This window comes from Saccharopolyspora sp. NPDC045941, assembly GCF_056431445.1.
On record NZ_JBWKKU010000093.1, the window covers coordinates 1 to 25,071 of the forward strand.

At 67.7% G+C, this 25,071-nt stretch carries 17 protein-coding genes and 1 pseudogene; 7 read left to right on the forward strand and 11 right to left on the reverse strand.

All coding sequences use genetic code 11. The annotated features are described in order from the left end of the window. A partial coding sequence (locus AC07FN_RS41900) for an amino acid adenylation domain-containing protein (protein ID WP_478400680.1) occupies positions 1-6,793 on the forward strand: 6,793 nt, incomplete at its 5' end. 9 nt (positions 6,794-6,802) lie between these two features. Here the strand turns inward: AC07FN_RS41900 and AC07FN_RS41905 are convergent. After that, positions 6,803-8,011 carry a cytochrome P450 gene (locus AC07FN_RS41905; RefSeq protein ID WP_478400681.1) on the reverse strand — a complete coding sequence of 403 codons (1,209 nt, stop codon included), beginning with the start codon at positions 8,009-8,011 and terminating at the stop codon, positions 6,803-6,805. 541 nt (positions 8,012-8,552) lie between these two features. Beyond that, on the reverse strand, positions 8,553-8,987 hold the full coding sequence (locus AC07FN_RS41910; RefSeq protein ID WP_478400682.1) for a hypothetical protein: 435 nt from the start codon (positions 8,985-8,987) through the stop codon (positions 8,553-8,555). Between the two features lie 944 nt (positions 8,988-9,931). On the opposite strand from AC07FN_RS41910, the gene AC07FN_RS41915 reads away from it, so the two are divergent. Then, positions 9,932-10,234, forward strand: coding sequence for a hypothetical protein (locus tag AC07FN_RS41915; RefSeq protein WP_478400683.1), 303 nt, complete (start codon positions 9,932-9,934; stop codon positions 10,232-10,234). A 965-nt stretch (positions 10,235-11,199) separates the two neighbouring features. On the opposite strand, the gene AC07FN_RS41920 is transcribed toward AC07FN_RS41915, so the two are convergent. The 8 genes from AC07FN_RS41920 to AC07FN_RS41955 form a co-directional block, all read right to left on the reverse strand. After that, positions 11,200-12,201, reverse strand: a complete 1,002-nt coding sequence (locus AC07FN_RS41920) for an NADPH:quinone oxidoreductase family protein (RefSeq protein WP_478400684.1) — start codon at positions 12,199-12,201, stop codon at positions 11,200-11,202. Between the two features lie 17 nt (positions 12,202-12,218). Next, positions 12,219-13,442: an MFS transporter gene (locus AC07FN_RS41925; RefSeq protein ID WP_478400685.1), complete on the reverse strand. Its 1,224-nt coding sequence runs from the start codon at positions 13,440-13,442 to the stop codon at positions 12,219-12,221. 3 nt (positions 13,443-13,445) lie between these two features. Further along, positions 13,446-15,557: an acetate--CoA ligase family protein gene (locus AC07FN_RS41930; protein WP_478400686.1), complete on the reverse strand. Its 2,112-nt coding sequence runs from the start codon at positions 15,555-15,557 to the stop codon at positions 13,446-13,448. After that, positions 15,554-16,360, reverse strand: coding sequence for an enoyl-CoA hydratase/isomerase family protein (locus AC07FN_RS41935; protein ID WP_478400687.1), 807 nt, complete (start codon positions 16,358-16,360; stop codon positions 15,554-15,556). The genes AC07FN_RS41930 and AC07FN_RS41935 overlap by 4 nt, the downstream gene beginning before the upstream one ends. A 29-nt stretch (positions 16,361-16,389) precedes the next feature. Further along, entirely contained in the window at positions 16,390-17,979 is a 1,590-nt protein-coding gene (mctP, locus tag AC07FN_RS41940) for a monocarboxylate uptake permease MctP (RefSeq protein WP_478400688.1), read from the reverse strand. Next, positions 17,976-18,233 (reverse strand): DUF3311 domain-containing protein, encoded by a 258-nt coding sequence (locus AC07FN_RS41945; RefSeq protein WP_478400689.1) that lies wholly within the window; start codon positions 18,231-18,233, stop codon positions 17,976-17,978. The genes mctP and AC07FN_RS41945 overlap by 4 nt, the downstream gene beginning before the upstream one ends. Positions 18,234-18,579: 346 nt before the next feature. Beyond that, positions 18,580-19,845, reverse strand: a complete 1,266-nt coding sequence (locus tag AC07FN_RS41950) for a PucR family transcriptional regulator (protein ID WP_478400690.1) — start codon at positions 19,843-19,845, stop codon at positions 18,580-18,582. Between the two features lie 161 nt (positions 19,846-20,006). Further along, entirely contained in the window at positions 20,007-20,135 is a 129-nt protein-coding gene (locus AC07FN_RS41955; RefSeq protein WP_478400691.1) for a hypothetical protein, read from the reverse strand. A 119-nt stretch (positions 20,136-20,254) separates the two neighbouring features. On the opposite strand from AC07FN_RS41955, the gene ccrA reads away from it, so the two are divergent. From ccrA to AC07FN_RS41980, 5 genes and pseudogenes are all read left to right on the forward strand, one after another. After that, complete coding sequence (gene ccrA / locus AC07FN_RS41960) at positions 20,255-21,529, forward strand: crotonyl-CoA carboxylase/reductase (protein ID WP_478400692.1); 1,275 nt, start codon at positions 20,255-20,257, stop codon at positions 21,527-21,529. A 192-nt stretch (positions 21,530-21,721) separates the two neighbouring features. Beyond that, positions 21,722-23,059, forward strand: coding sequence for an MFS transporter (locus AC07FN_RS41965; protein ID WP_478400693.1), 1,338 nt, complete (start codon positions 21,722-21,724; stop codon positions 23,057-23,059). A gap of 46 nt (positions 23,060-23,105) precedes the next feature. Continuing rightward, positions 23,106-23,669: an OsmC family protein gene (locus AC07FN_RS41970; RefSeq protein WP_478400694.1), complete on the forward strand. Its 564-nt coding sequence runs from the start codon at positions 23,106-23,108 to the stop codon at positions 23,667-23,669. Positions 23,670-23,721: 52 nt separating this feature from the next. Beyond that, positions 23,722-24,531: an enoyl-CoA hydratase/isomerase family protein gene (locus AC07FN_RS41975; RefSeq protein WP_478400695.1), complete on the forward strand. Its 810-nt coding sequence runs from the start codon at positions 23,722-23,724 to the stop codon at positions 24,529-24,531. Between the two features lie 105 nt (positions 24,532-24,636). Continuing rightward, a pseudogene (locus AC07FN_RS41980) lies at positions 24,637-24,738 on the forward strand (PaaX family transcriptional regulator C-terminal domain-containing protein); the annotation flags it as partial. 70 nt (positions 24,739-24,808) lie between these two features. Here the strand turns inward: AC07FN_RS41980 and AC07FN_RS41985 are convergent. Beyond that, entirely contained in the window at positions 24,809-25,039 is a 231-nt protein-coding gene (locus AC07FN_RS41985; protein WP_478400702.1) for a hypothetical protein, read from the reverse strand. Positions 25,040-25,071 lie beyond the last annotated feature (32 nt).

Consider the following 25,071-nt stretch of genomic DNA (forward strand, 5'->3'; position numbering starts at 1 on the left):
GTTGGTGGTTTCGGGTGGTGAGCGGGTGTTGGTGTTGGTGTTGCACCATATCGCTGCGGATGGGTGGTCGTTGGAGCCGTTGTGGCGGGATTTCGCTGATGCTTATGCGGCTCGGCGGGGTGGTGGTGTGCCGGTGTGGGAGTCGTTGCCGGTGCAGTATGCGGATTACACGTTGTGGCAGCGGGATCTTCTGGGGGATGAGGACGATCCGGAAAGCCTTGTGTCCCAACAGCTCGGTTATTGGCGACGGGAGCTGGCCGGCGCTCCGGAACAGCTCCAACTACCCACCGACCGACCGCATCCGACGGTTGCATCGCACCGTGGCGAGACATTGGTCGTCGAATGGTCAGCAGACCTCCACGCCCGATTGCTCCACGTGGCGAGGGCCTGCGACGCAAGCTTGTTCATGGTGTTGCATGCTGGTCTGGCCGCACTGCTGACCAGGCTCAACGTCGGCGAGGACGTGGTGATCGGCTCCGTCGTCGCAGGCCGTACCGACGAGGCGTTGGACGATCTCGTCGGATTCTTCGTCAACACCCTCGTGCTCCGGGTGGACACCTCCGGCGATCCCACCTTCCGCGAACTCGTCCGCCGCGTCCGCGACACCGACCTGGCGGCGTACGAGAACCAGGACGTCCCCTTCGAGCATCTCGTCGACGTGCTCAAGCCGACCAGGACCTTGACCCACCACCCGCTGTTCCAGGTGATGCTCACGCAGCAGAACGCGCCGCGCACCGAGTTGAGCCTCCCCGGCGCGCGCGGTCGACTGATGCCGGTGAATGTCGGCGCGGCCCGGGTGGATTTGCTCATCAGCGTCGACGAAGGCGTGCACTTCGAAAGCAGCCGGACGGGTCTCGCGCTGACGGTCGAGTACAACACCGACATCTTCGACCGGTCCACTGTGGAGTCCCTGCTGTCCCGGTTCCGCAGGCTGCTGGAGACCGCGGTCGACGAGCTCGATCGGAGCATCGGCAGCTTCGACGTGGTGGATGCCGCCGAGCGGCGCCGACTGTTGACCTCGTGGAACGACCCGGCGATCCCACTGCCGTCGTCGCTGGTGCTGCCGGACCTGTTCGAGCAGCAGGTGGCGCGAACGCCGGACACGGTGGCGCTGGTGTTCGAAGGTGCGGAGTTGACCTATCGGGACCTGAATGCGCGCTCGAACCAGCTCGCCCGGCACCTGGTCGAGCTGGGCGTGGGACCTGAACAGGTGGTGGGGCTGGCCATACCCCGCTCGGTGGAGATGGTGGTCGCGGTCCTCGCCGTGTTGAAGGCCGGTGGCGCCTACCTGCCGATCGACCCGGCATATCCGGCCAGTCGGATCGAGTTCATGCTCGCCGACGCCCGGCCTGCGGTGGTGGTGACGTCCTCGGCGGTGCGCGCCGCGCTGCCGAGGACCGACGCGACTTGCCTGCTGGTCGACGACCTGGTGGGCCAGGGGTATTCGATGGAGAACGTCGCGGACTCCGAGCGGCTGGCGCCGCTGCTGCCGCTGCACCCCGCCTACGTGATCTACACGTCCGGTTCGACAGGCGTGCCGAAGGGAGTCGTCGGCCTGCACGCGGGTCTTGCGAACCGCTGGCAGTGGTTCAGCGAGCGGTATCCGCAGTGGCGGTCGTCAACGGTCCTCGCTCGGAGCTCGCTGAGTTTCCTGGACAGCGCCACCGAACTGCTCGGCACGATGTTGCACGGGGGCAAGGTCGTGCTGGCCGGGGACGATGTCCTGCGGGATCCCAGCGGCCTGGTGCGCCTGGTCGCGGAGCACGAGGTCGAGCGGGTGACGGTGGTGCCGAGCTTGCTGCGGGTGCTGCTGGACGACGCCTACTCCAGGTCGTTGGCATCCGTCCGATGCTGGGTGACCAGCGGTGAAGCCCTGCCCCGCGCTCTCGTCGAGCGCCATGCGGAAGTCCTGCCGGATTCGCTGCTGCTCAACCTGTACGGCTCCTCCGAGGCCAGCGCGGACAGCTTGTTCTGGGAAGCCGGGGACGGCCCGGTCCGGGTCGGCCGCCCGGTCGCGAACACACGGGTCTACGTGCTGGATGGCCGCATGCGGCTGGTGCCGCCGGGTGTGGTGGGGGAGTTGTACGTCGCGGGTGTGGGCTTGGCGCGGGGGTACGGGGGTCGTGCGGGGTTGACCGCTGGCCGGTTCGTGGCGGATCCGTTCGGCCCGGTCGGGTCTCGGATGTTCCGGACGGGGGACTTGGTTCGGTGGAACCGCGAGGGCGAGTTGGAGTATCTGGGGCGCGCGGACGATCAGGTGAAGGTGCGGGGCTTCCGGATCGAACTCGGCGAGATCGAGAACAGGCTCATCGAGCACGTGGGGATCGCCGAAGCCGCGGTGGTGGTGCGGGAGGACAAGCCGGGTGACAGGCGGCTGGTCGCGTACGTCGTGCCCAGTTCGGGTGAGGGGCCGGATGTCGGCGAGGTTCGGGATTTCGTCCGTGCGAGGTTGCCGGAGTTCATGGTCCCGGCCGCTGTGGTGGTGTTGGACGAGTTGCCGATGACGGCGAGCGGAAAGCTGGACCGGAAATCACTGCCGAAACCGGACTTCGCGAAGTCCGCCGCGGGGCGCGGCCCGCGGACACCGCTCGAAGCGGAACTGTGCGGGCTGTTCGGCCAGGTGCTCGACGTCGCAACGGTCGGGGTGGACGACAACTTCTTCGACCTGGGCGGCGACAGCATCTCCTCCGTACAACTGGTCAGCCGGGCCAAGGCGGCCGGGATACCGATGACCGTGCAAGACGTGTTCCAGCACAAATCCGTGGCCGCGTTGGCTCGGGCAGCCGCGCCGCAGGATCCGTCGGTGCCCCCGGCAGCGGAACCGCAGCCGCTCCTGGTCGACCTGACCGCGGACGAGATCGCCCGGGTGCAGGCCGAGTACTCGCAGCCCGGCGAGCGCGGGGCAGCCCAGATCCTGCCGGTCACACCGCTGCAGGAAGGGTTGCTCTTCCACGCGCTGTACGACGAGCACAACTCCGACGACTACGTGGTCCAGCTGTCCCTGGAACTGGCCGGGTCGTTGGATCCCGAGGCATTGCGCAATGCCGCGGCAGCACTGCTGCGGCGCCACCCGAATCTCCGCGCCGCCTTCTGGTGCGACGATGTCGAACGCCCGGTCCAGGTCGTGCCTGGTTCCGTGGCGTTGCCCTGGCAGGAAATCGACCTCCGGCACCTCGCTGCCGACGAGCGGCGGGCCGAGTCGGCGCGGCTCCTGGATGCGGAGCGGTCGCACCGGTTCGACCCGGCCGCGCCCCCGCTCCTGCGGTTCACGCTGATCCGCCTCGGCGAACAGTCCCACCTCCTGGCGCTCACCAACCACCACCTCCTGCTGGACGGCTGGTCGATGCCCGTGCTGTTGCGCGATCTGTTCCACCTCTACGAGCACGGCGAAGAGGACGGGCTGCCGCCGGCCACCCCGTACCGGGATTTCCTGGCGTGGCAAGCCGCGCAGGACAGACCGGCGGCGGGGGCCGCGTGGCGGCAGATGCTGCGCGGACTGGAGGCGCCGACCCGCATCGCGCCGACCGCGGAGGTCGTTCGAGCGCAGCCGCGACGTCACCAGGTCACGTTCGAACTGCCGCCGGAGCTGACCGAATCGATGACGGTCCTCGCACGGCGCCGCGGCTGGACGCTCAACACGTTCGTCCGCGGCGCGTGGGCACTGCTGTTGGGGCAGTTGACCGGCAGCGACGACGTGGTCTTCGGTGCCACCGTCGCCGGACGGCCACCGGAGTTGCCGGGCATCGAGGGCATGGTCGGCCTGTTCGTCAACACCCTGCCGGTCCGCGTCCGCATCAACGCGGGCGAATCCGTTTCCGCGCTGCTCTCCAGGGTGCAGGAAGACCAGCTGCGGATGACGCAGCACGAGCACCTGGGACTCAGCGACATCCACCGGCTGACCGGACACAGTGGACTCTTCGACAGCCTGGTCCTGTTCGAGAACTTCCCGGTCGATCCGGCCATGCTCGACTCGGTGGGTGGGTTGCGGGTTGCTGACGCGCACAGCCACACCACCACGCACTACCCGCTCAGCCTCGTCGTGCAGGGGCGGCGGCGCTTGGAACTGCGCTTGGACTACCGGTCGGACGTCTTCGACCGACAGGCGATCGGGGTCTTGCTGGACCGGCTCCACGCGCTGTTGCGGATGGTGGCCGACGACCCGGACCGGAACGTTGCGGACATCGATGCGGTCACCGCGGCCGAAAGGGAACGGTTGTTGGTCGAGTGCAACGCCACCGAGGCGGACCTGCAACCGGAGTCGTCGGTGTTCGCGTTGTTCGAGGCCCAGGCCGGGAAGTCCGCGAGCGCCGAGGCGGTCGTGTCCGGCATGGCGAGGCTGACCTACGCGGAGTTGAACTCGCGCGCGAATCGGCTCGCCCGCCACCTCATCGGCCTGGGCGCGGGCCCGGAGCGCGTGGTCGCCCTGGCGATGCCGCGCTCGGCGGAGATGGTGGTCGCCCTGCTGGCCGTGCTGAAGACCGGTGGCGCCTACCTGCCGATCGACCCGGCCCATCCTGGGGAACGCATCCGGCACGTGCTCGACAACGCCGACCCGGCGATCGTGTTGACCACCGCTGACACGGCCCGACGACTGCCCGGGGTGTCCCGACCGCTGGTCGTGCTGGATGACGGCGAGGTACGGGACTCGCTCTACCGGCTACCGGCAACGGACCTCACCGACGCGGACCGCCCGGCTGCCCCACATCCGCTGCACCCCGCGTACGTCATCTACACGTCCGGGTCCAGCGGGAAGCCCAAGGGCGTGGTCGTCCCCGAGCTGGCCCTGCGGAACCTGCTGCTCGGCATGGGCGAGGCGTTGCGGCTCGATGAGTCGGACCGCTGGCTTGCGGTCACAACGCTCGCGTTCGACATCGCCGCCCTGGAACTGCTCGGCCCGCTCCTGGCCGGCGCCACCGTCGTGGTCGCCGACGACGGGACGGTTCGCGATCCGGCGCTGCTGACCACCCTGATCGAGCAGGAAGAAGTCTCGATCGTGCAGGCCACGCCCTCGTTGTGGCAAGGACTGATCGGTTTCTGCGGCGCGAATTTCGAGAACCTCACGATGTTGTCCGGTGGCGAACCACTGCCCGCCGAGCTCGTCGCCGAAATGCATGCGACCGGCGGTCGAGTCGTGAACGTCTACGGCCCGACGGAGACGACCATCTGGTCGACGTTGGCCTGGTGCGATGACACGCGACCGCCATCGATCGGTGGCCCGATCGCCAACACGCGGGTGTACGTGCTGGATCGCTGGTTGCGGCCGACCCCGCCGGGCGTGGTCGGGGAGCTCTACGTGGGCGGCACGGGATTGGCGCGCGGTTACTGGGCCCGCCCGGGACTCACCGCGGAACGGTTCGTGGCGAACCCCTTCGCCAAGCCGGGAGATCCGGTGGGCAGCCGGATGTACCGGACCGGGGACCTCGTGCGGTGGAACCATGACGGCGAACTGGAGTACATGGGGCGGGCTGACGACCAGGTGAAGGTGCGGGGCTTCCGCATCGAGCCCGGCGAGATCGAGAACACCCTTGCCGCGCATCCCGGAATCGCCCGGGCCGCAGTGGTCGTCCGCGAGGATCGGCCGGGCGACAAACGACTGGTGGCGTTCGTGGTGCCCGCCGCGGGGGCCCGGGTCGACGGTGACGAGGTCCGGCGGTTCGCGCGCGAGTTCTTGCCGGAGTACATGGTGCCGGCCGCAGTGGTGGCGCTGGAGGAGATGCCGGTCACGGCGAACGGCAAGTTGGACCGCAAAGCGCTGCCGGCACCCACGTTCACCGGCGGTGGCCGGTCGAGGCCGCCGCGCACCCGCACCGAAGTGCTCCTGTGCGACCTGTTCGCCCAAGTACTGGGCGTCGAGCGCGTCGGCGTCGACGACAATTTCTTCGACCTGGGCGGGCATTCCCTGCTCGCCACCCGGCTGGTCTCCCGCATCCGCAAGGACTTCGACGTGGCTTTGGGAGTGGGGGCGCTCTTCGAGGCGCCGACAGCGGCGGACCTGAGCCGCCGCCTGGATTCGGGAGATATCGGTAGCGGCCTGGACGTTCTCCTGCCGCTGCGCACGACCGGCAGCCGCCGGCCGCTGTTCTGCGTCCACCCGGCCGGCGGGATCAGCTGGCCGTACGCCGGGCTGCTTCCGCACCTCGACCCCGAACAACCGGTGTACGGCCTGCAAGCCCGGGATCTGACCGAAGATCTTTCCGGTCCAATCGGCGTCGAGGAAATGGCGTCCGATTACCTGGCGCACATCCGAGCCGTGCAGCCGACTGGACCGTACCGGTTGCTCGGCTGGTCGTTCGGCGGCATCATCGCGCACGCCGTCGCCACGATGATCCAGGACGAAGGCGGCGAGGTCGAACTGCTCGTGTTGGTCGATTCGTTCCCGGCGCCGACCGACCAGCGAGAACTGCCGCCACCCGCAGCGGACCGCGATGTCCGCGACATGTTCATCGACGTCATCGGCGCGGACGCCGGCGAATCGACCGCGTTCGTCCTCGACGAACAGATCCTCGACCGCCTTTGCCGGAGCCACGCGCGGCACGAGCGAGCCCTCAGGCAGTACCGTCCCGGCCGGTTCCACGGTGACCTGTTGTTGTTCATCGCCGTCGGCGAAGGGGCAGGCGGTGCGCCCGAGCCGTGGCGTGCTCGGCAAGCGTGGATCCCGTGCGTCAACGGTCAGATCGAGGTTCACGAGATCGGCAGCGAACACGACTACCTGATGAAACCCGAGGCGCTGTCCCAAATCGGGCCGGTCGTGGCGAGTCGACTCGATGGGTTGTCCGGCAAGAGGCCGACCTGATCGACCTGATCACCAAGTGATCGGCAGCTTGTTGATCCCCTGGATCGTGGTCGCAGCCCGCACCGGCAACTCCCGTACGTCCTCGATGGCGAGCGACAGCGTGGGCAGCCGCTCCAGCAGGACGGACAGCGCGATCTCCAGCTCCGCCCGCGCCAGGTTCTGGCCGAGGCACTGGTGCACGCCGAAGCCGAACGCGACGTGATGCCGCGCTTCCCGCCGGATGTCGAAGGCGTCCGGGTCGGCGAAGACGTGCGGATCCCGGTTGGCCAGCGCGTTCGGCACGATCACGCCGTCGCCGGCCCTGATCAGCCGGCCGTCGACCTCGATGTCGTCGACGGCGACTCGCACGCCGGCGAGGTCCGCGACCGAGAGGTAGCGCAGCAGCTCCTCCACTGCGGACGGCATCGCGCTCGGATCGGACCGCAGGATGGCGAGCTGCTCGGGGTGCTCCAGCAGTGTGAGGACGCTCAGCGAGATCATCGACGCCGTGGTCTCGTGTCCGGCGACCAGCAGGAACTCGGCCATCGTCACGACGTCTTCGCGGTCCAGCTCGCCCCTGGCGAGGCGCTCGGTGACCAGTCGGCTGATCAGGCCGGGGCCCGGCTCGCGTTGCTGTGCGGTGACCAGCCGGTCGAGGTACTCGACCATTTCGCCGCGCGCGGCGGCGATGTCCTCCGGGTCGGCGCTTTCCGCCATGCGATGGCCGACGTCCCGGAAGAAGTCGTGGTCGTCGAACGGCACGCCGAGCACCTCGCAGATGACCATCGACGGCACGGGCAGGGCGAACGTCGGCACCAGGTCGGCCGGCGGTCCGGCGGCGACCAGGTCGTCGGCGAATCGACGCGCGATCCGCTCCAGGGCAGGGCGCAATTCGCGGACTCGCTTCACGGTGAATTCCTTGAGCACCATCCGGCGGTACACGCCGTGCTCCGGCGGGTCCATCGCCACGAGCGGCAGCCGCGGTTGTTGCTCGCGAACCGCTTCGAAGCGGGCGGATAGGAGCGGAAAGCCCGGATGGGTCCGGTCGGCGGAAAGGCGGTGGTCGGCCAACAGCCGGCGGGCCGTGTCGTAACGCGTGACGACCCACGCCATCGCGCCGTCGTACTGCTCGACCCGGCACAGCGGGCCGTGCTGCTGAAATTCGCGGTACGTGATCGGCGGCTGGTAGGGGCAGGTGCGCGCTTCGGGGAAGGTGGATGTGGAATCGGCTTCGGTCACTGTTTTCTCCAGCGATCTCCGGAATCGGAAATGGTCTGTCGAGTGCGGGGACTTGGCGCCTTCCCGGTGGGTCGATGTGAATGGGAAATGCGACGGGGTTGGGACTTCGCGCGGAGGTTCCGAAACCCGCGTCGGTTGCGGGAGGGGGCGAGCCGCTCGGGTGGGGCAGGCTTTTCCCACGTCCGCCGCAGGTCCGCGGTCAGGGACCGGGCGTGTCGGAGTTGGTGCGGGTGGCCGGATTTCCTGCGAGAATGTGCAGAATGTAGGTAGATCGCGATCTTGGACACAAGCCTTGGACAGTAAGTTGCCACCGCTACGCGTGTCGCCGAACGGCGCTCCGGAGGGGTGGCAGTTACTTGCCAGTAATGGATGCGGTGTGCGGATCCCTTTGAACCGGCTGCGCGCCCTGCTTGGCCCGCCCGTAGACCCGCAGCACGCTCGCGCGCCGAATGGCTCATCAGCCATCCGCCCAGCTAACACTCACCGCTGTACTTCGACCACCCCAACAGGACCAATCCTTCCCAGACCCGGAGATCCAGTATCAGGGTGTCCACGCCACGGGGGAACCCCAGTCGGTACGCTCACGCCAACCGACAGCCAGGTAGTGGCGGTACAGGCCCGCAAGTACGGCTTCGGGTACGGGCTTGTGGTATCCGGCACGGCGGCAATCGACAGCGGTGCTGATCAACGCGTGGCCGAGCTGGAACAACGGGCCGTCTCCGATCGACCAGTGCTCCATCATGGCCGTGCCGGCGGCGAGGTATCCGGCGAACCCTTCCTGCGCCTGCACCGCATGGGCGATGCGGTCATCGGCGCCGTGTTGTTCGGCACGGGATGTTTCGGATGCGGTTAGTGCTCTGGCGACAGGGATTCTGCGAGCTAACGGAATGCTGTGGACCAGCTCGACGGAGGCGCGGTCTAGGGCTTCACCGGCGCGGTAACTCGCTAGCTGTTGATCGCGCATCGTGGCGACCACGGCGACCGTGGCTGACGCGGGGGGACACAGCTGCTGCAACAGAGGCAAGTCCAAGCCACCGGGGGTTAAAAACTGGTGTAGTTGGACGATCTTCGGCTGCCACTACTGCGCCGCCGGGTCGTCGCCGCCAGCGCGCTGCAGGATGCCCTCGAAGTGCGCTCGGGCGGCTTCGTCGGTGTGTCGGTAGGCCTGGACGCAGTGGTCGAGTCGCCCGGAGATCTCTTTGGCGTCCTCGGTCAGGTTGCTGACGCCTTCGTTCCAGCGGTCGCAGAAGTCCGCGACGGTCGTGGCCGAAGGCGTCCGCTGGGCTGTCGATGTCGCTGACCTTGCGCTGGCTCATCGCGTTGATCGTGTCGCGCACGCCTTCCGATGCGTGGGTCAAGGCGGTCAGGTCGACGCGAAAGCCGTCCACCAACAAACTCCGTCCTCGGCTCATCTCCAGGTCATGGCACACCCTAGGCACGTCGAGAATGAGGCACGGCCGGTTGATGATCATTCGCACGAACGGCGGAGTGCGGGCTCGTGAGACGCGCGTCGGCCGTGCTGACCAGGTGTGCGCCAGGACGTGACGGTCGGCTGATCCGAGACGACAGGACCAAAACTGGGGCCGCAGACTGTTAAGGGTGGCACGGGGCGATGCGGTCCGGGACGGCGATGCTGGGTGGGAGCACGTCGGCTGTGCGTGAGCGTGGGTGCCCGCGAGAGCAAGTTGCCGGATTATTGGCGAAGTGCACGATTTGTCAAGATGATCCTGATCATACAATGTTCGCCGAAGCGGATCTGTTCTACATGCCGGGTTCCGGCTAGCTTTCGTTCATGCTTCTGGTGATTCTCCAGCCTGGTTGATGATTTGTGCCCTGCGCCTCGTGGGTGTTCGGGGCAGGTGGGTGTGTTCGCTGGAGCGGTGGCACCTCTGCGTGCGTTTGATGGCGCCGCTAATGGACGTGACCAGTCCGCAGCAGATGAACGACTACACCTACGCCAACAACAACCCGATCACCTTCTCCGGCCCATCCGGTCTGATCATGCCGGAGATGTACGAACAGCCGCATCTTGTCCCGAAGTGGATGTACGACGACATGCGGCTCGGTAAACGCTCCACCAATCGCGTGTCCAAACCGAAGGCGAGTTGGGCGAAGACAAGCACGCGGTACCAGCAGTCCAACATCTCGAGGTCACTGCGCGTATCGCCGCGCTGTCAGATGACCGGAACCGGATGTGGTGGCGCACTACCGCGGTCGAGGTGAAACGATTTTTGCAAGGGAACTTCGCCAGCTGCAGCAAGCTGGCTATACGTGGAGTGGGAACTATCTGATTCCGCCAGGTTGATGGGTTTTGAGTTTAGATTTTGTTTCGCGGAGGGTTGATGAGACTTACGTCGAGAGTGAAGAGTAACATTGTTGTCGACTTTGGCGAAGAGGCGCCTGAAGTGATTTCTCTGGTGGAAGATGTAGTGGGTTCGTTGGTTGAGGAGAGACTTGGCGAGGGGGTGAATTTGGTTGCTGAACAAGAGTCCGGTGAAAGATTTGCGGCTGCTGTAGTGATAGTTGCGCGAGGGGATGCAAGTAAGTTGCTCGACGCTTTGCGTCTCTTGGAGGTGGACTTTCGAGATCTTCTTGTTTCGGCTGGATTGGGGAATGGGGACTGGCGTATTCGGATAGACTCGATTTTTGGGGAAAGTCCCTAGCGTGTGTCTTGTTTGATGTATTTCAGGTAGCCGAGGCGACGGCGAGGAACCTGCAGAGCAGGGTGCAGTAGCGCTCGTAGCGGATGGTGAGTGAACGGGCGGTGGTGGCGGCTTTGCGGGAGCAAGGGGCGCAATTCGGCTCATGAGGCGTTGATGTTGTTGCTGGGTTCGCAGTCGCGGCGGGAGGTGCTGCGGACCCGGCATCGGGTTTGGGCGGCCATGCGAGTCCAGGTCCGTACGCAGGGCCGGTTTCTGGGTGGGCGGCCGCCGTACGGGTATCGGCTGGTTGATGGCGGGGCCGCCGCATCCGAACAGTGCCCACGCACGGTCGCGGTCTTCAACGCGCAGTTGCAACAGCGCGGCGACTCACTCCTGAGGAACACGCGGAATGAGTCTTCGACAAGGTTGCGGAGGGCAAGTACTGGGTGCTCCCGCAACCGGACGAGCTCCTCCCGGCCCTCCAGTCGCACACGGACATGATCCTCGCGGAGAAGCCCCCGGATCTCCCCAGCGCGTGAGTTTGAATTACGTGCTGGTCAGGACGGTCTTTCCCAGGGCACGGTTGCTGGCGAGCTCCTCGAGGGCTTGCGGCAGGTCGTTCACGGGAGCTGTCCGGACCAGCGGGTTGATTCGTTTCGCCAGCGCCAGCTCGAAGAGGTCGTCCTGGGCGGCCCGGACCAGTTCGGGTTGGTGGTCCAGGTAGAGCGACCAGTGCAGGCCGAGAACGCTGTAGTTCTTGACGAAGGCGTGGTCGAGGCGCGGTTGCGGGATCGTGCCGCTGGCGAAGCCGATCAGCAGGATGCGGCCCTCGAAGGCGATGTACTTCGTCGCCTGGCGGTATGCCTCGCCGCCCACGGATTCGAAGACCACGTCGGCGCCGTGCCCGTCGGTGATCTCGCGGACTGCTTCGATCACGTCCGTGCTGCTGCGGTCGATGACGTTGGTGGCGCCGAGCTCGCGCACGGTCGCCGCTTTGCGCGCATCGGACACGATGCCGATGACCTGCGCACCCGCTGCTACCCCGAGCTGCACGGCCGCTGTGCCGACGCCGCCGGCAGCGCCGGTGACGACCAGGGCTTCTCCCGGTTGGAGCCGGGCACGGCGGTGCAGGCCGAGCCACGGCGTCAGGTAGGTCAGGTGCAGGGCTGCGGCGGTGACGTCGTCGAGGTCCGGGGGCACGACGAACGACGAATGTGCTTCCAGCAAAGCGTATTCGGCGAATCCGCCGTGCGGCAGGAACGGTCGGCCGACGACGCGGCGGTGCAGCAGGTCCGGTGAGGATCCAGGCCCGACCTCGTCGACGACGCCGCACAGCTCCACGCCTGGCGTGAACGGAAGTTCTGGTTTTGCTTGGTACTTGCCCCGGCACAGCAGCACGTCGGCGAAGTTGCACGCGGCCGCCGTCACGCGGACCCGAACTTGGCCGGCACCAGGTTCCGGCGTCGGTACTTCCGCGGTGGCCAGGACCTGCGCCGGTTCGCCCAGCTCGGTGACCTGCCACGCGCGCATCGTTGCGTGGTCTGCCATTCTTCTCCTCCGGATGGTCATCGGTCGACTTCACCGTCAGGCCGAGTGAGGTAGGTGAGCAGGGCCCCGATTCCGACTGCCGGTCCGAGGGCGAGCACGAGCAGAGCTGCCGTCCAGGAGGCGCTTTCGGCGAGGACGGGGACGAGGTAGATGGTCGCCGCGGTGGTCACGTACCCGATCGCGAGCTGGAAGGAGACGGCGCTGCCGACGTAGCGCTGGTCGGCGTTCTCTGTGACCAGCGCGGAGAACTGAGCGGAGTCCGCGATCACCCAGAACCCCCAGAACGCGCACACGGTGACGACCAGTGGCAACGGCAGCGAGTGGATGAACGCGAGGACGACTGCGGCTCCGCCCGAGCCGGCCAGGCTGATCAGCGCGGACTGGGCTCGGCCGAAGCGGTCGCTGATGCGACCGCCGACGAGGCATCCGATGGCTCCCACCCCGATGCAGACGAACGCGGCGAAGGCGGCGTTCTGGGCGCCGTTCGGTGAGCCGGCGAATCCGTCAAGGCCGGCGAGGAAGGTCCCGACCCAGGCCCACATGGCGTAGAGCTCCCACATGTGGCCGGCGTAGCCGACGTTGGCGAGCAGAACTCGTCGGCTCCGGCTGGCTCGCAGCGCGGACTTGAGGTTGAACACCGACTTCGGGAAGGGGAACGGTCCCGAACCGCGGATGAGCAGTGTGGTCAATCCGCCTGCCGCGGTGAGGACGGAGGTCGCGACGATCACGGGCTGCCAGTCGAGACCACCGGCGGCCTTGACCAGCTGTGGTGCGGCGGAGCCCAGCGTGAGCGCCCCGATCATGACTCCCAGCGCGGTGCCGCGGCCGCGCTGGAACCACGACGACACTTCCTTGAGCGCCGGAGGGTAGACGGCGGCGAGGAAGGCTCCGGTGAGCATGCGCATCAGCAGCGCCACGGCGAAACCGGGAGCCCAGAGCAGGCCCAGGTTCACCGCGGCGGCGCCGAGCGCACCTGCGCACATCAGCCGGCGCCCGGGCACGGCATCGGCGAGGCCGGTTGCGGCGAGGGTGAGGGCCCCGAGCACGAAACCCAGTTGCACCGCGATCGTCAGCAGTGAGCTCTGCCCGCTCGTGAGGTTCCACAGCTGCTGCAGTTGTGGAACGACGAACGATGCGGAGAACCAGACGCTCATCGACAGCAGCGTGGCCAGGGCGATCAGGCCAAGTGCTAGCGCGGCATGACGGTTCCCGGTGGTGGGTGATGCGGCCAGGACCCTCACGTGTCAGCTCTCCGACTTGCGTTCGCGGTGCAGGTTGAGGGCGCGTACCCGGCCGAACGCGGCGATCGCCCGGTCCACCGACTCCAGCACCGGGACACCCCGCGCGCTCGCCACGCGGCGCAGGACCCGGACCAGCTCGTCCTGCTCCGCGCTGTAGCTGCTGCGCAGCACGAGGACTGCGGGGACGTTCCCGCGATCAGCGGTGACGATGTCCTCGGTCATCATCGTGAGGATCTGAGCTGCCTCGGCCGGGGCCTTCATGTCGTAGACCGTGCCCATGTCGGTGTAGGCGCAGACGCAATCGACCGCGGGATCGGCGGCGACAGCCTCGACCAGGGCGCCCATGAAGCTGCCGCTGTCGTCGAACATCGACCAGGTCGGGATGTCGATCGGATTGTTCAGGCTGCTTCCTGGTGCGTCGTAGGGGGCGAGAGCCCGGTCCGTCGCCTCGGCGAAGTGCGGCACGACGAGGCCGTGCTCGTAAGCGGTGTCGGCGCCAACGACGGCGACACCGCCCCCGGTGCCCACGAGGCCGAGCCCGTTGCCGGTGAACTCGCTGGCGTGCTGGGCGACGAGAAGGGTGTCGAGCAGCTCGTCGAGGCTGTTGACGAGAACCACACCGGCTTCGTCAGCGGCGTCTCGCAGCAGCTGAGGGTCGCTGGCCAGGGCACCGGTGTGCGACGCCGCAGCTGCTCCGCCCGCGGCACTTCGCCCGCCCTTGAACAGCACCACCGGGGTGGTCATCGTGGAGGCGAGCGCGAAGAATCTCCGCGCGTCGCTGTCGGTTTCGAGGTAGAACGCAGCGACCTTGGTGGCGGGGTCGGCCTCGCAGAACGCCAGCAGCTCGGAGGGGGAGACGTCGTCGCAGTTGCCGACCGAGCTGGCGAAGCTGAACCGCAGACCGAGTTCGTTGCCGCGGCGCACCACATCACCGGCGTACGTGCCGGACTGGGAGATCACCGCGATGGTGCCCTCCTCATCCGAGGAGGCGTCGCGACCGATCATCGTCAGCTTCGAGTGCGGCGTGTAGTGGCCGATGCAGTTGGGGCCGAGGACGCGCATCGAGGTACCGGCCACGGCCTCGGCGAGGTCGGTGGTGTCGGCGGTCAGCACGTGCGCAGTTCTGGTGCCGCGGTCGGCGAGGTCGCGCAAGGCCTGCGGGACCGCGGCCGCTGGTAGGGCCACCACAGCGCGGTCGATGTTCTCGGGCAGCTCGCCGATCGCGCGCACGGCGGGGTGGCCGAGGATCTCGGTCGCGGAGCGGCTGACCGGGTGGAGGGAACCGGCGAAGCCCTGATCGACGGCGGTGCGGACGGCCCGGTGTCCCATCTTGGTCGGGTCGGCTGAGGCACCGAGGACGGCGATCGATTCGGGGTAGATCGCCGGTCGGAGCTGCTCGTAGCTCTCGCCGGGATCCGGGAGGGCGAGGTCAACCGCGACGTCGTCGGCGCGCGCCACGGCTCTGGCGTCGACGGCGACGATCGAGTCGGGCCCGACGACGATCGGGTTGAGGTCGATCTGGTCGACGGGTTCGGACAGCAGGAGACCGTCAGCCCCGGCAACGCGAACCAGCAGGTCGGCGAGCTGGGCGTGCTGCACGGGGAACCTGCGGCGCAGGATCGCCCCGATCCTGGTGCGGTTGATGAGCCGCACGGCTCCGTCGGCGGTGATGGGTGCCTGCGCGAAGGCGACGTCGCCCAGGACCTCGACGTCGACACCGCCGGCGCCGACCATGACGATGGGACCGAATCCTGGATCGTGCAGCGCCCCGACGACGACTTCGAGCCCCAGGTCGACCATCGGCTCCACCGTCACCCCGCGAACCTCGACGCCGCGAGCGCGCTGCTCGGCGAACAGGGTCTCAACGGCCGCAGCAACCCGATCAGGCGCGACGTCGAGCAGGACTCCGCCGGCCTTGCTCTTGTGGACGACGCCGTCGGCGACGAGTTTGACCGCGACCGGGCGCCCGGTGCTCATCGCGACCGCAGCAGCGGCCTCGGGAGTGTCGGCGAAGGTGACCGGATTGGCCGGAATTCCGTGGCGAATGGCGAGATCGCGGATCGTGTCTTCGCGCAGGCGCAGGTCGATGTCGGTGGGCAGTTCGGTGGCAGTCACGCGAGTACCTCGGCAATCCTGTCGTGGAGTTCCTCGGGGTGGTCCGGGTAGGTGGGCGGTCGTCGTTCCAGGAAGGAGCTGACGCCCTCGTCCCCGTCCGGGAGCGACTGGATCAGGGCGGCCAACTGGGGTTCGGCCGCCCGGCCGGCATCGCTGCCGTGGCGAAGGCTGTGCAGGAGACCGGCTTTGACCGCGGCGACGACGGCGGGGGAGACCGATGTGATCGTTTCGGCCAGGGCGAGTGCGCCCTCGAGGGCTTCGTCACCGTCGTGGATCTCGGTGACGAACCCGTGCTGACTGGCCTCTTCGGCGCTGAACGGCGCGGCGGTGGCGAGCCAGCGGTAGGCCACGGGGTAGCCGACGAGGTCCAGCAGCCGGCTCAGCTGGCCGCCGACCGGAACGAGGCCGATGGCCGCCCCGACGCCGCAGAACCGCGCGCCGGCTGAGGCGACGCGCAGGTCGCAGTTGAGCGCGAGGATGAATCCGGCTGCGTAGGCCGGACCGTCGATCGCGCCGATGACCGGCGTGAGGATCTCCGAGGGCCGGGTGAAGGCCGCGTTGGCGACGGGATCGCCCGCGGTCTCCGGGTTGTTCAACACCTCCTGCAGGTCGTGGCCGGAGGAGAAGCATCCGCCGGTGCCGGTCACCACGATCGCCCGCACGGCGGGGTCTGCGTCGGCCCGGTCGAGTTCGTGCAGCAGCGTCGTCGTCATGGGACCGGTGAAGGCGTTGCGCTTGCTGGAGTTGTCGATGGTCAGGACGCGGATCGCGCCCTTGTCGGACACGCGGATTCCGGGTGGCATGGGGCTCCTGTCTGGTCGTGCGGAGCGGCTCATTTGTGCTGCGAGCCGACCGCTTCAGCTGCGGAGGGCACGGTGATGCGGGTGTCGTCCTCGCGACCAGCGGGCCTGAGCACGTGGGCGAGCAGGCTGCCGAGCACCACGACGGCGAGGTTGATCACGAGCGCGGAGATCGCGATGTAGATCGGGCTGGACAGGAAGAAGGGGACTGCGGTCGAGCCGCCGAACGGCGCGCCGGTGTCGGTCTTGACCTCGTAGGCGGCCCAGGTGCCGTAACCCACCGAGACCAGCAGTCCGGCGAGCAGTGCGCGCCGGTCGGCGAAGCGCTTGGTGAACAACCCGAACAGCACCGTCGGAAGCGTCTGCAGGATCCAGATGCCGCCGAGGAGCTGGAAGTTGAGCGCGAAGTTCGTGTCGAGGGTGAGTACGAAGACCAGGGCGCCGACCTTGACCAGCACCGAGACGATCTTGGAAACGAGGGTTTCCGACTGGGTGCTGACGGGTCCGCGGGCGAACTGGCGGTAGAGGTTGCGGCTGACCAGGTTCCCGGCCGCGATGGCCATGATGGCCGCCGGCACCAGTGCGCTCATGGCGATCGCGGCGAACGCGACACCGACGAACCAGGGCGGGAAGAACTCCGACAGCAGCTGCGGCACGACGTACTGCGGGTTGCCGCCTTGCGGCTTGATCCCGACGGCGAGCGCCATGAGCCCGAGCAGGCCGACGAAGCCCAGCAGAACCGTGTAGATCGGTAGGACCGACATGTTGCGGCGCACGGTCTTGGCGCCTCGGGAGGCGAACACGCCGGTGATGGCGTGCGGGTAGAGGAAGAACGCCATGCCCGAGCCGAGCGCGAGCGTCATGTAGACGTTCGGGTTGACCGCGACTGCTGGATCGGCGTTCGACGGCGTCGTGGACTTGGTTGCGAGCGCTTGCGAAGCGCTGTGGACGATGTTGTCGAAACCACCGAGTTTGATCGGAATGTAGATCACCGCGACGATCACGACGAGGTAGGTCAGCCCGTCCTTGACGAAGGCGATGAGGGCCGGAGCCCGCAAACCTGAGGAGTAGGTGTAAGCCGCCAGCACGCCGAAGGCGATCAGCAGCGGGAGATCGCGCATCAGCCAGCTGCCGGCTGCCGAACCACCGATGCCGAGCGAACCGAAGATGACCTCGAGTCCGACGAGCTGCAAGGCGAGGTACGGGAGCGTGGCCAGCAGACCGGTGAGCGTGATCGCGAGGCTGAGCGACTTCGATCCGAACCTGTCGTTGACGAAGTCGGTGAGCGTGACATAGCCCTTCTCGTGCGCCAGCGACACCAGCTTCGGCAAGAACAGGAAGCCGAGGGCGTAGAGCACGATCGCGTTCGGCACGGCGTAGAAGCCGAAAGCTCCCATGCTGTAGAGCGCGGCAGGCACGGCGATGAGGGTGTAAGCGCTGTAAAGATCGCCGCCGAGCAGGAACCAGGTGATGAAGGGACCGAAGGTGCGGCCGCCCAAGGCCCACTCGTCGAGGTTGTTGGCATCCGCGGCTTTCCGCCATCGACTGGCGACGAACCCCATCCCGGTGATCAGGACCAACAGTGCCAGGAAGACCGCGAAGGTGACGGCGTTGAAGGTCATCGTCTGTCCTCGCCGTCGTCGTCGCCGGTGAACAGCAGGCGGAACACGGTGCTCGTTCCCGCGGCGGCCAGCACCGCCATCGCCATCTGGAACCAGTAGAAGAAGGGAATGCCGATGAGCGTGGGGCTGGTTCGCTGGTAGAGCGGTACGGCCAATCCCAACGCCACCGGAACCAGGATCAGCAAGCCGCTCAAGGCGATTCGCACTGGACTGGCGGTTCTTCTGGCCTGCAACGGACCGGATTCGTTGCCCATCTGGACTCTCCTTTGAGTCTGGGCGGTTGCCTGGGGGAAGCGGGCCGCTTGCGCCTGCGGCCGGTGCGTGATCAAGCCTCGTGGAACCTGGGATCGACCTGGCTCGGCAGGGATGCGGGCTGAACGTGTGCCGAAACGTTAGGACGGCGGCGTAATCCACGTCATGCGATGATTCGAGAAGTTCCGCACGATCGGTTCTCGGATTCTGCAGAGTGGCTTGCGTGGCGGTGCGGGTGGCGGAACCTCAGGCGCCGTCTGAGCTCCGGGATCCCCGACGTCCAATACACAGCGCTGGGGCTGTCCTCGTCGGACGACGTCTGAGACCCCGCGGCGGTGCGGGGCCGGGTTAGTGGTCTCCGGTTGGCGGCGCTGAATCGAACAGGCGCAGGCCGAGGGCGAGCAGCAGGAGGTCGTCGGTGGTCGACGGATCGCGGCGGGTCAGCGTGTGGATCCGGCGGAGCCGGTAGACGACGGTGTTGGGGTTGACGGTGAGCTCGGCCGCGGCTTTGGTCAGGTTGAAGTTCGCGTTGACGTAGGCACGCAGCGTCGCCAGGAGGTCGGCGTTCTTGCGCCGGTCGTAGTCGACCAGCGGCCGGACCGTTTCCTCGAGCAGGGCGTCGGCGTGCCGGGTCGCGCGCAGGATCTGGTCGAGCAGCACATCGGCGAAGCGAACGGCCCGCTCCGGCTGGTGGATGGAAAAACCCAGGTCAGCGGCTTCGCGGGCCTCGGCGTAGGACTGCTGGACCCCGGCGATGCCCTCGGTGGTCCGGCCGAGCCCCACGGTCCAGTCGCGCACGGATGCCGCGATCTCGTGGCACGCCGCCTCGATCTGCGGTTCCTCGTCGCCGTGGTCCAAAGCGCAGATGGCGACGATCTCGGTGTCCCGGGCGCCGACGAGAAAAGTGCTGCACAGCGGTGCCAGCTGGTTGCGGGCAGCGCGGATGGCGGCCTGCAACCCGGTGAGCGGATCGTCGCGCTGGGGGACCTGCACGACGACCACCAGGACCGGCCCGCGCAGCGTCATCGCGAGGACCGCCTTCTGCCGGCGAGCTCGTTCATTGACCGGGTCCCCGGTCAGCAGGGTCTCCAGCACGTCGGTGCGCAGGGCTTGGCTGTCGATCGCGGCAGTCGTGGATTCCCGGACGTAGGCCTGGGTGAGGTTGAACGAGACGCTGTCGAGGTAGCCCATCATCGCGTCGGCGGCTTCGACGGCGAGCTGCCTGCCGACCTCGTCCGGCCCGGCGAGATCGGCGATCGTGCGCCAGATGTGCTTCCCCCACAGCCGGTAGGTCCGCAGCAGGGACGGCAGGCTGACGTGCTGGTGGACGCGGCGGGCCGCAGAGCGCCCGATCCACTCGTTGTCGTGCTCGGGCACGTCGAACCCGGTCTGGAAGGTCTCGACGAGGTACTCGATGTTGTGCACCGCAGCCTCGGTGACGTCGCGGATCAGGACCGACTCCGGCAACTCCCGGTAGTCGGAGATGGCCGTGCGGTACTCCTCGACCAGGTTGCTCGCCAGCTCGTGACGCCGCGCATGGACCTGCTGCAGAACGCCGCGCCGACGCTCGGCGTGGGCATCCTGGTCCGGGGTGTTGCGCTCCTCAACGGTCATGATCACGTTCCCGCGGACGGCGTGGCCGCCTGCTCGTCCGGCTCCGGCAGCCCCGGTGGTCGCCGGAATGCGCGGCCAGTCTCGCATGCGCGACGAGGCGCGGTCTCGTACAGAACGAGAGAACAGCAGTGAAAACTTCTCGATTTTTCTCATGACGTGGGTTACGCGGCGGCTCTAACGTCCGAGTCGGTTGCCGGGATCTCCCGGCCGAGCTTCGAGCGGCGGATGTTCCACGCCGCGTTCACCCCGAAGCCGAGAACGACGACATGGCCGCTTTCCACGACAAGCACGCCAACCGCTCCCACCGTCGATCAGCAGCACTCGCCGCACGGGTTCGGCGAGCGGGAACGCAGCGCGTTCCACAAGACATCCCGCCCGGACATCACGCATTCGGAACAAGGAGAATTCCATGGGCACTGACGAGCGTCGCAGCGTCGTCACTCCCGGCGCGGAGCCGACCCCGATCGGCGAGTTGCCGCCGGTCGGCGTCGTACCGCCCAAGATGCACGCCCAGGTCGTCCGGCAGAGCCGCTACGGCGACCCGGCCGAGGCCTTCCAGCCCGAACTGGTCGACACCCCGCGCATCGGCCCGGACGAGGTCCTGATCGCGGTCATGGCCGCCGGGATCAACTACAACAACGTCTGGGCCGCCCGCGGATACCCGGTCGACCAGGTCGCCGTCCGGCAGAAGCGCGGTGAACCGGAGGACTTCCACATCGGCGGCTCCGACGCGGCGGGCATCGTCTACGCCGTCGGCGACGACGTCACCAACGTAGAGATCGGCCAGCACGTGGTCGTCCACCCCGGGGTCTGGGACGCTGACGACCCGTGGATCGCCCGCGGCAAGGACCCGATGATCGCGCCGAGTGCGAAGATCTGGGGCTACGACACCAACTACGGCTCCTTCGGGCAGTTCGCCCGGGCGCAATCCCACCAGGTCATGCCGAAGGCCGAGCACCTGTCCTGGGAAGAGGCCGCAGCTCCCACGCTCGTGGGCACGACTGCGTACCGAATGCTGCACGGCTGGGCGGGAAACACCGTGCAGGAAGGCGACCTCGTGCTGGTCTGGGGCGGTTCCGGCGGGCTCGGCACCCAGGCCTCGCAGCTGGTCAAGGCCGCCGGAGGTCGAGCGATCGCCGTCGTCTCCGATGACGAGCGCGGCGCCTACGCGGTGAAGTGCGGCGCCATCGGCTACATCAACCGCCGCGAGTTCGGACACTGGGGCGTGCCCCCGCTCGTCGACGACAAGGCCGGGCAGAAGGAGTGGTCGGCCGGCGCCCGCGCGTTCGGCAAGAAGGTGTGGGAGGTCGCCGGATCCCGCGAGGACCCGGCCCTGGTCTTCGAGCACCCCGGCAGCGCCACCATCCCCACCAGCATCTTCCTCTGCCAGCCCGGTGGCATGGTCGTCATCTGCGCGGGGACGACGGGCTTCGACGCCATGGTCGACCTCCGCTACCACTGGACCCGGCAGAAGCGGCTCCAGGGCTCGCACGGCACCAACGACGAGCAGGCCTACGCCTACAACGACCTCGTCCGCAACGGCCGGATCGACCCCTGCGTGGGCCGCACCCTCCCGTTCACCGACATTCCCGCAGCGCACGCCGCCATGGGCAGAGGAGAGGACGTGTTCGGCAACGTGACCATCCTCTTGGGCGCGAAGGAGCCCGGCCTGGGCCGCGCCTGACCGCAAGGGGCGCGGGGATGCTGCGTCTCCGCGCCCCGTGGTGACAGGTCTCTCGAAACGCTGATTTCCGGAGTTTCACGCACTTTTCAGGGCTACCAACGAGGCGGCGGCCCGCAGCGACCCTTCTTTCGAAACCACGACGGTGAGAGCCGACCAGCTCGGTTCGGCCGTGGCCAGAACGGTGTTCTCAACATGGCGCAAGCAATGACGCGGCGCACCAACTCCGTGCGCATGGTCGCAATCGGCAGCTTCGTCGGCACCACCATCGAGTGGTACGACTTCTTCCTCTACGGCACCGCTGCGGCGCTGGTGTTCAGCCCGCTGTTCTTCCCCGACGTCAGCCCCGCGATCGGGCTCATCGCCGCCTTCGGCACCTACGCCGTCGGATTCCTCGCGCGCCCGCTGGGCGCACTGGTCGGCGGTCACTTCGGGGACCGCATCGGGCGCAAGGCCATGCTGGTCTTCTCGCTGATCACCATGGGCGTCGGCACAGCCGCCATCGGCGCTCTGCCGACGTACGGCCAGATCGGCGTTGCAGCCCCCGTGCTGCTCGTCGCGCTACGCCTGGTCCAAGGATTCGGCGTTGGCGCCGAATGGGGCGGCGCTGCCCTCATGTCGGTCGAGACGGCACCGGCGCACCGCCGCGGGCTCTACGGCAGCTTCACCCAGATCGGGGTTTCCGGCGGCATGCTGCTGGCAGTGGGGGCGTTCGCCATTGCACGAACTGCCCTGAGCCCGCAGGACTTCCTCGCTTGGGGCTGGCGGATCCCGTTCCTCGCGAGCGGGTTGCTGGTCGTCGTCGGCTTCATCATCCGCGCCCGGCTGGTCGAACCGGAGTCCTTCGCGAAGATGAAGCAGGGCAGCACCATTTCGGAACGACCGCTGGTGGACGTCGTCAAGAAGGAGCGCCGCGCGGTGTGGCTGACCGCGGGGATGCGGCTGTCCCAGAACGCCGTCTACTACCTCTACACCACCTTCGGCATCGCCTACATCGCCCGCTCGGCGGGGGAGGACTCGAACATCGGCCTGCAATCGGTCCTCGTCGCCTCGGCGATCGGGCTGGTGTCGGTGCCGCTGTGGGCTCGCTTGTCCGACAAGTGGGGTCGCCGTCCGCTCTACCTGTTCGGCACCGTCACGAGCGCTCTGTTCATCGCGCCGTTCTTCCTGATCGCGGACACCGGCAACGAGTTCCTCATCGTGCTCGGCATGGTCGTCGGCGTGAACCTCTTCCACGACGCGATGTACGGCCCGCAGGCCGCGTTCTTCACCGAGCTGTTCTCCACCGGAGTCCGCTACAGCGGCGTTTCCCTGGGCTACCAGTTCGGGTCCGTCATCTCCGGTGGTTTCGCCCCGCTGATCGCAACGAGCCTGCTGGCGCTCAACGACGGCCGTCCCTGGCTCGTCGTCGCCTACTTCGCCGTGCTGAGCGCGATCACCGGCGTCTGCGCCTACCTCGCACCCGAAACGTTCCGCCGCACGCTCGGTTCTGCTGAGCAGGCCAGCACGATGCCGGCCCCTTCCCGAACTTGACAACGACTGCACGGCAACAGTTTTCGCGCACCGATAGGAGAAGCACGTGACCGAGACCGCCAACGTCATCAACGGCGTCGACCGCGATGCCCTGAACGCAACCCTCGACGCCGTCCGGGACCAGCCCGAACTCGCCCAGGTCACCTTCACCCTCGGGACGAACTGGGCGGGCGGCTGCCGTCAGACCGCTACCACCGGCGAAGTCCGCCAAGCCGGGAGCCGCGTAGAGGACCGGACCGCGCGCTACACGCTGGAGTCCGACGAGCCCGCCGCCCTGCTGGGCACTGACACGGCGGCCAGCCCGGGGGAGTACGTCCTGCAAGCTCTCGCCGGCTGCTACGCCGTGACCTACGCGGCCAACGCCGCCGCCCGGGGCATCGAACTCTCGTCGCTGCGGCTGGACATGGAGGTCGACTTCGACCTGCAGGGTTTCCTCGGGCTGGACAAGTCGGTCCGTCCAGGTGCGCAGGAGATCCGGGTGACGGTGCACGCGGAGTCCCCGAACACCTCCCGGGAAGGTCTGCAGGAGCTCACCGAAGCGGTCCAGCAGCGCTCGCCCATCCGCGACACCCTCGCCAACGCGGTGCGCGTCTCCACCGTCCTCGCATAGATCTGACGCCGCCCCACCCAGCCAGAACCGGAACCAGCACAGGAGGAACAGCATGGAGTTCGTGCGCAGCGAAACCCGCGGTCCCGTCGCGTGGTTGACGATCGACCGGCCGAAGAAGCTGAACGCTCTGTCGGTCGAGGTGATGCGAGAGCTCACCGACGCACTGGACGCGGCAGAACGCGACGACGCGGTGAAGGTCGTGGTCCTCGCCGGCGGAGAACGCGCCTTCAGCGTCGGCTACGACATCGCCCAGGAAGTCGAGATGGGCGTCTCGACCGCGGAGCAGTGGCACGCCGGCCTGGCCAACAACATCGGTCTGACGATGAAGGTCTGGTCCCTGAACAAACCCGTCATCGGCGCGGTCTCCGGGTGGTGCCTCGCCGGTGGCTGCGAACTGGCCATGGCCTGCGATCTGCTCGTCGCCACCGAGGACGCCCAGTTCGGCGAACCCGAGATCCGGTTCGGCTCCGGCCCGGTCACCCTCCTCATGCCATTCCTGCTCGGGCAGAAGGCCACGAACGAGCTGCTCTACACCGGCGACGTCGTTGATGCCGCGCGCGCCCTGGAGCTCGGCATGATCAACCGGGTGGTCGCGCCCGCCGAGCTCGAAGCGACCGTGGACCGGCTCGCGGCCAAGATCGCCCTGACACCGCTGGCCATCCTGCGATACACCAAGCGCGCCATCACCCGGGCGTACGAGGCGATGGGCCTGCGCGACGCGGTGGAGGCGAACCACGACATCGCCGCCGTCCTCAACTCCGCCGACACCCCCGAACGAGCCGAGTTCACCGAACTCGTCGCGACCGAGGGCCTCAGAGCAGCCCTGGCCTGGCGTGACGAGCGCTACGCCCCAGTGGACTGACCGGGAGCCCGGCGTCTCCTGCGCTGTTCCCTGACGACCGTCAGAAGTGCGCAGAACGATGAGTTCGACCCGCCGGCCGGGGAGCGGTCGCCGCGGGCGTTGATCGTGACGCTCTACGGGTTGTACACCCGGGAACGGGGCGACTGGTTCTCCGTCGCCAGACCGGTGCGGCTGCTCTGCGAGCTCGAGGTGGACGGACCGCTCGTGCGGTCGGCGGTCTCCCGGTTGAAGCGGCGGGGACTGCTGGTCGCCGAGCGGTCCGGGGCGTCGCGGGCTATCACCTGTCCGACAGCGCTTCCGAAGTCCTGGCCGAGGGCGACGAGCGGATCTTCTCGCACCGGCGGGCCTGGGGCGAGGAGGGTTGGGGTTTCGGGTTGGCTCTGCGCAGCACGGCCACCTCGTGACGCAGCACCAGGAGCTCGACGTCCTTGGACGCCGACGAGCGGCCGAGCAGCCACAGCCAGCCCACCATGCGCACGAAGATCAGGTAAAGCAGACGCAGTGACATGACCTGCGATCATGTCCTGTCTGCCGGGGACA

Coding starts and splice junctions, on each gene's coding strand:
- AC07FN_RS41920 (WP_478400684.1), bottom strand. CDS start 12,201: ATGGCAGACCACGCAACGATGCGCGCGTGGCAGGTCACCGAGCTGGGC.
- AC07FN_RS41935 (WP_478400687.1), bottom strand. CDS start 16,360: ATGCCACCCGGAATCCGCGTGTCCGACAAGGGCGCGATCCGCGTCCTG.
- mctP (WP_478400688.1), bottom strand. CDS start 17,979: ATGACCTTCAACGCCGTCACCTTCGCGGTCTTCCTGGCACTGTTGGTC.
- AC07FN_RS41945 (WP_478400689.1), bottom strand. CDS start 18,233: ATGGGCAACGAATCCGGTCCGTTGCAGGCCAGAAGAACCGCCAGTCCA.
- AC07FN_RS41950 (WP_478400690.1), bottom strand. CDS start 19,845: ATGACCGTTGAGGAGCGCAACACCCCGGACCAGGATGCCCACGCCGAG.
- ccrA (WP_478400692.1), top strand. CDS start 20,255: ATGGGCACTGACGAGCGTCGCAGCGTCGTCACTCCCGGCGCGGAGCCG.
- AC07FN_RS41965 (WP_478400693.1), top strand. CDS start 21,722: ATGGCGCAAGCAATGACGCGGCGCACCAACTCCGTGCGCATGGTCGCA.
- AC07FN_RS41975 (WP_478400695.1), top strand. CDS start 23,722: ATGGAGTTCGTGCGCAGCGAAACCCGCGGTCCCGTCGCGTGGTTGACG.
- AC07FN_RS41985 (WP_478400702.1), bottom strand. CDS start 25,039: ATGTCACTGCGTCTGCTTTACCTGATCTTCGTGCGCATGGTGGGCTGG.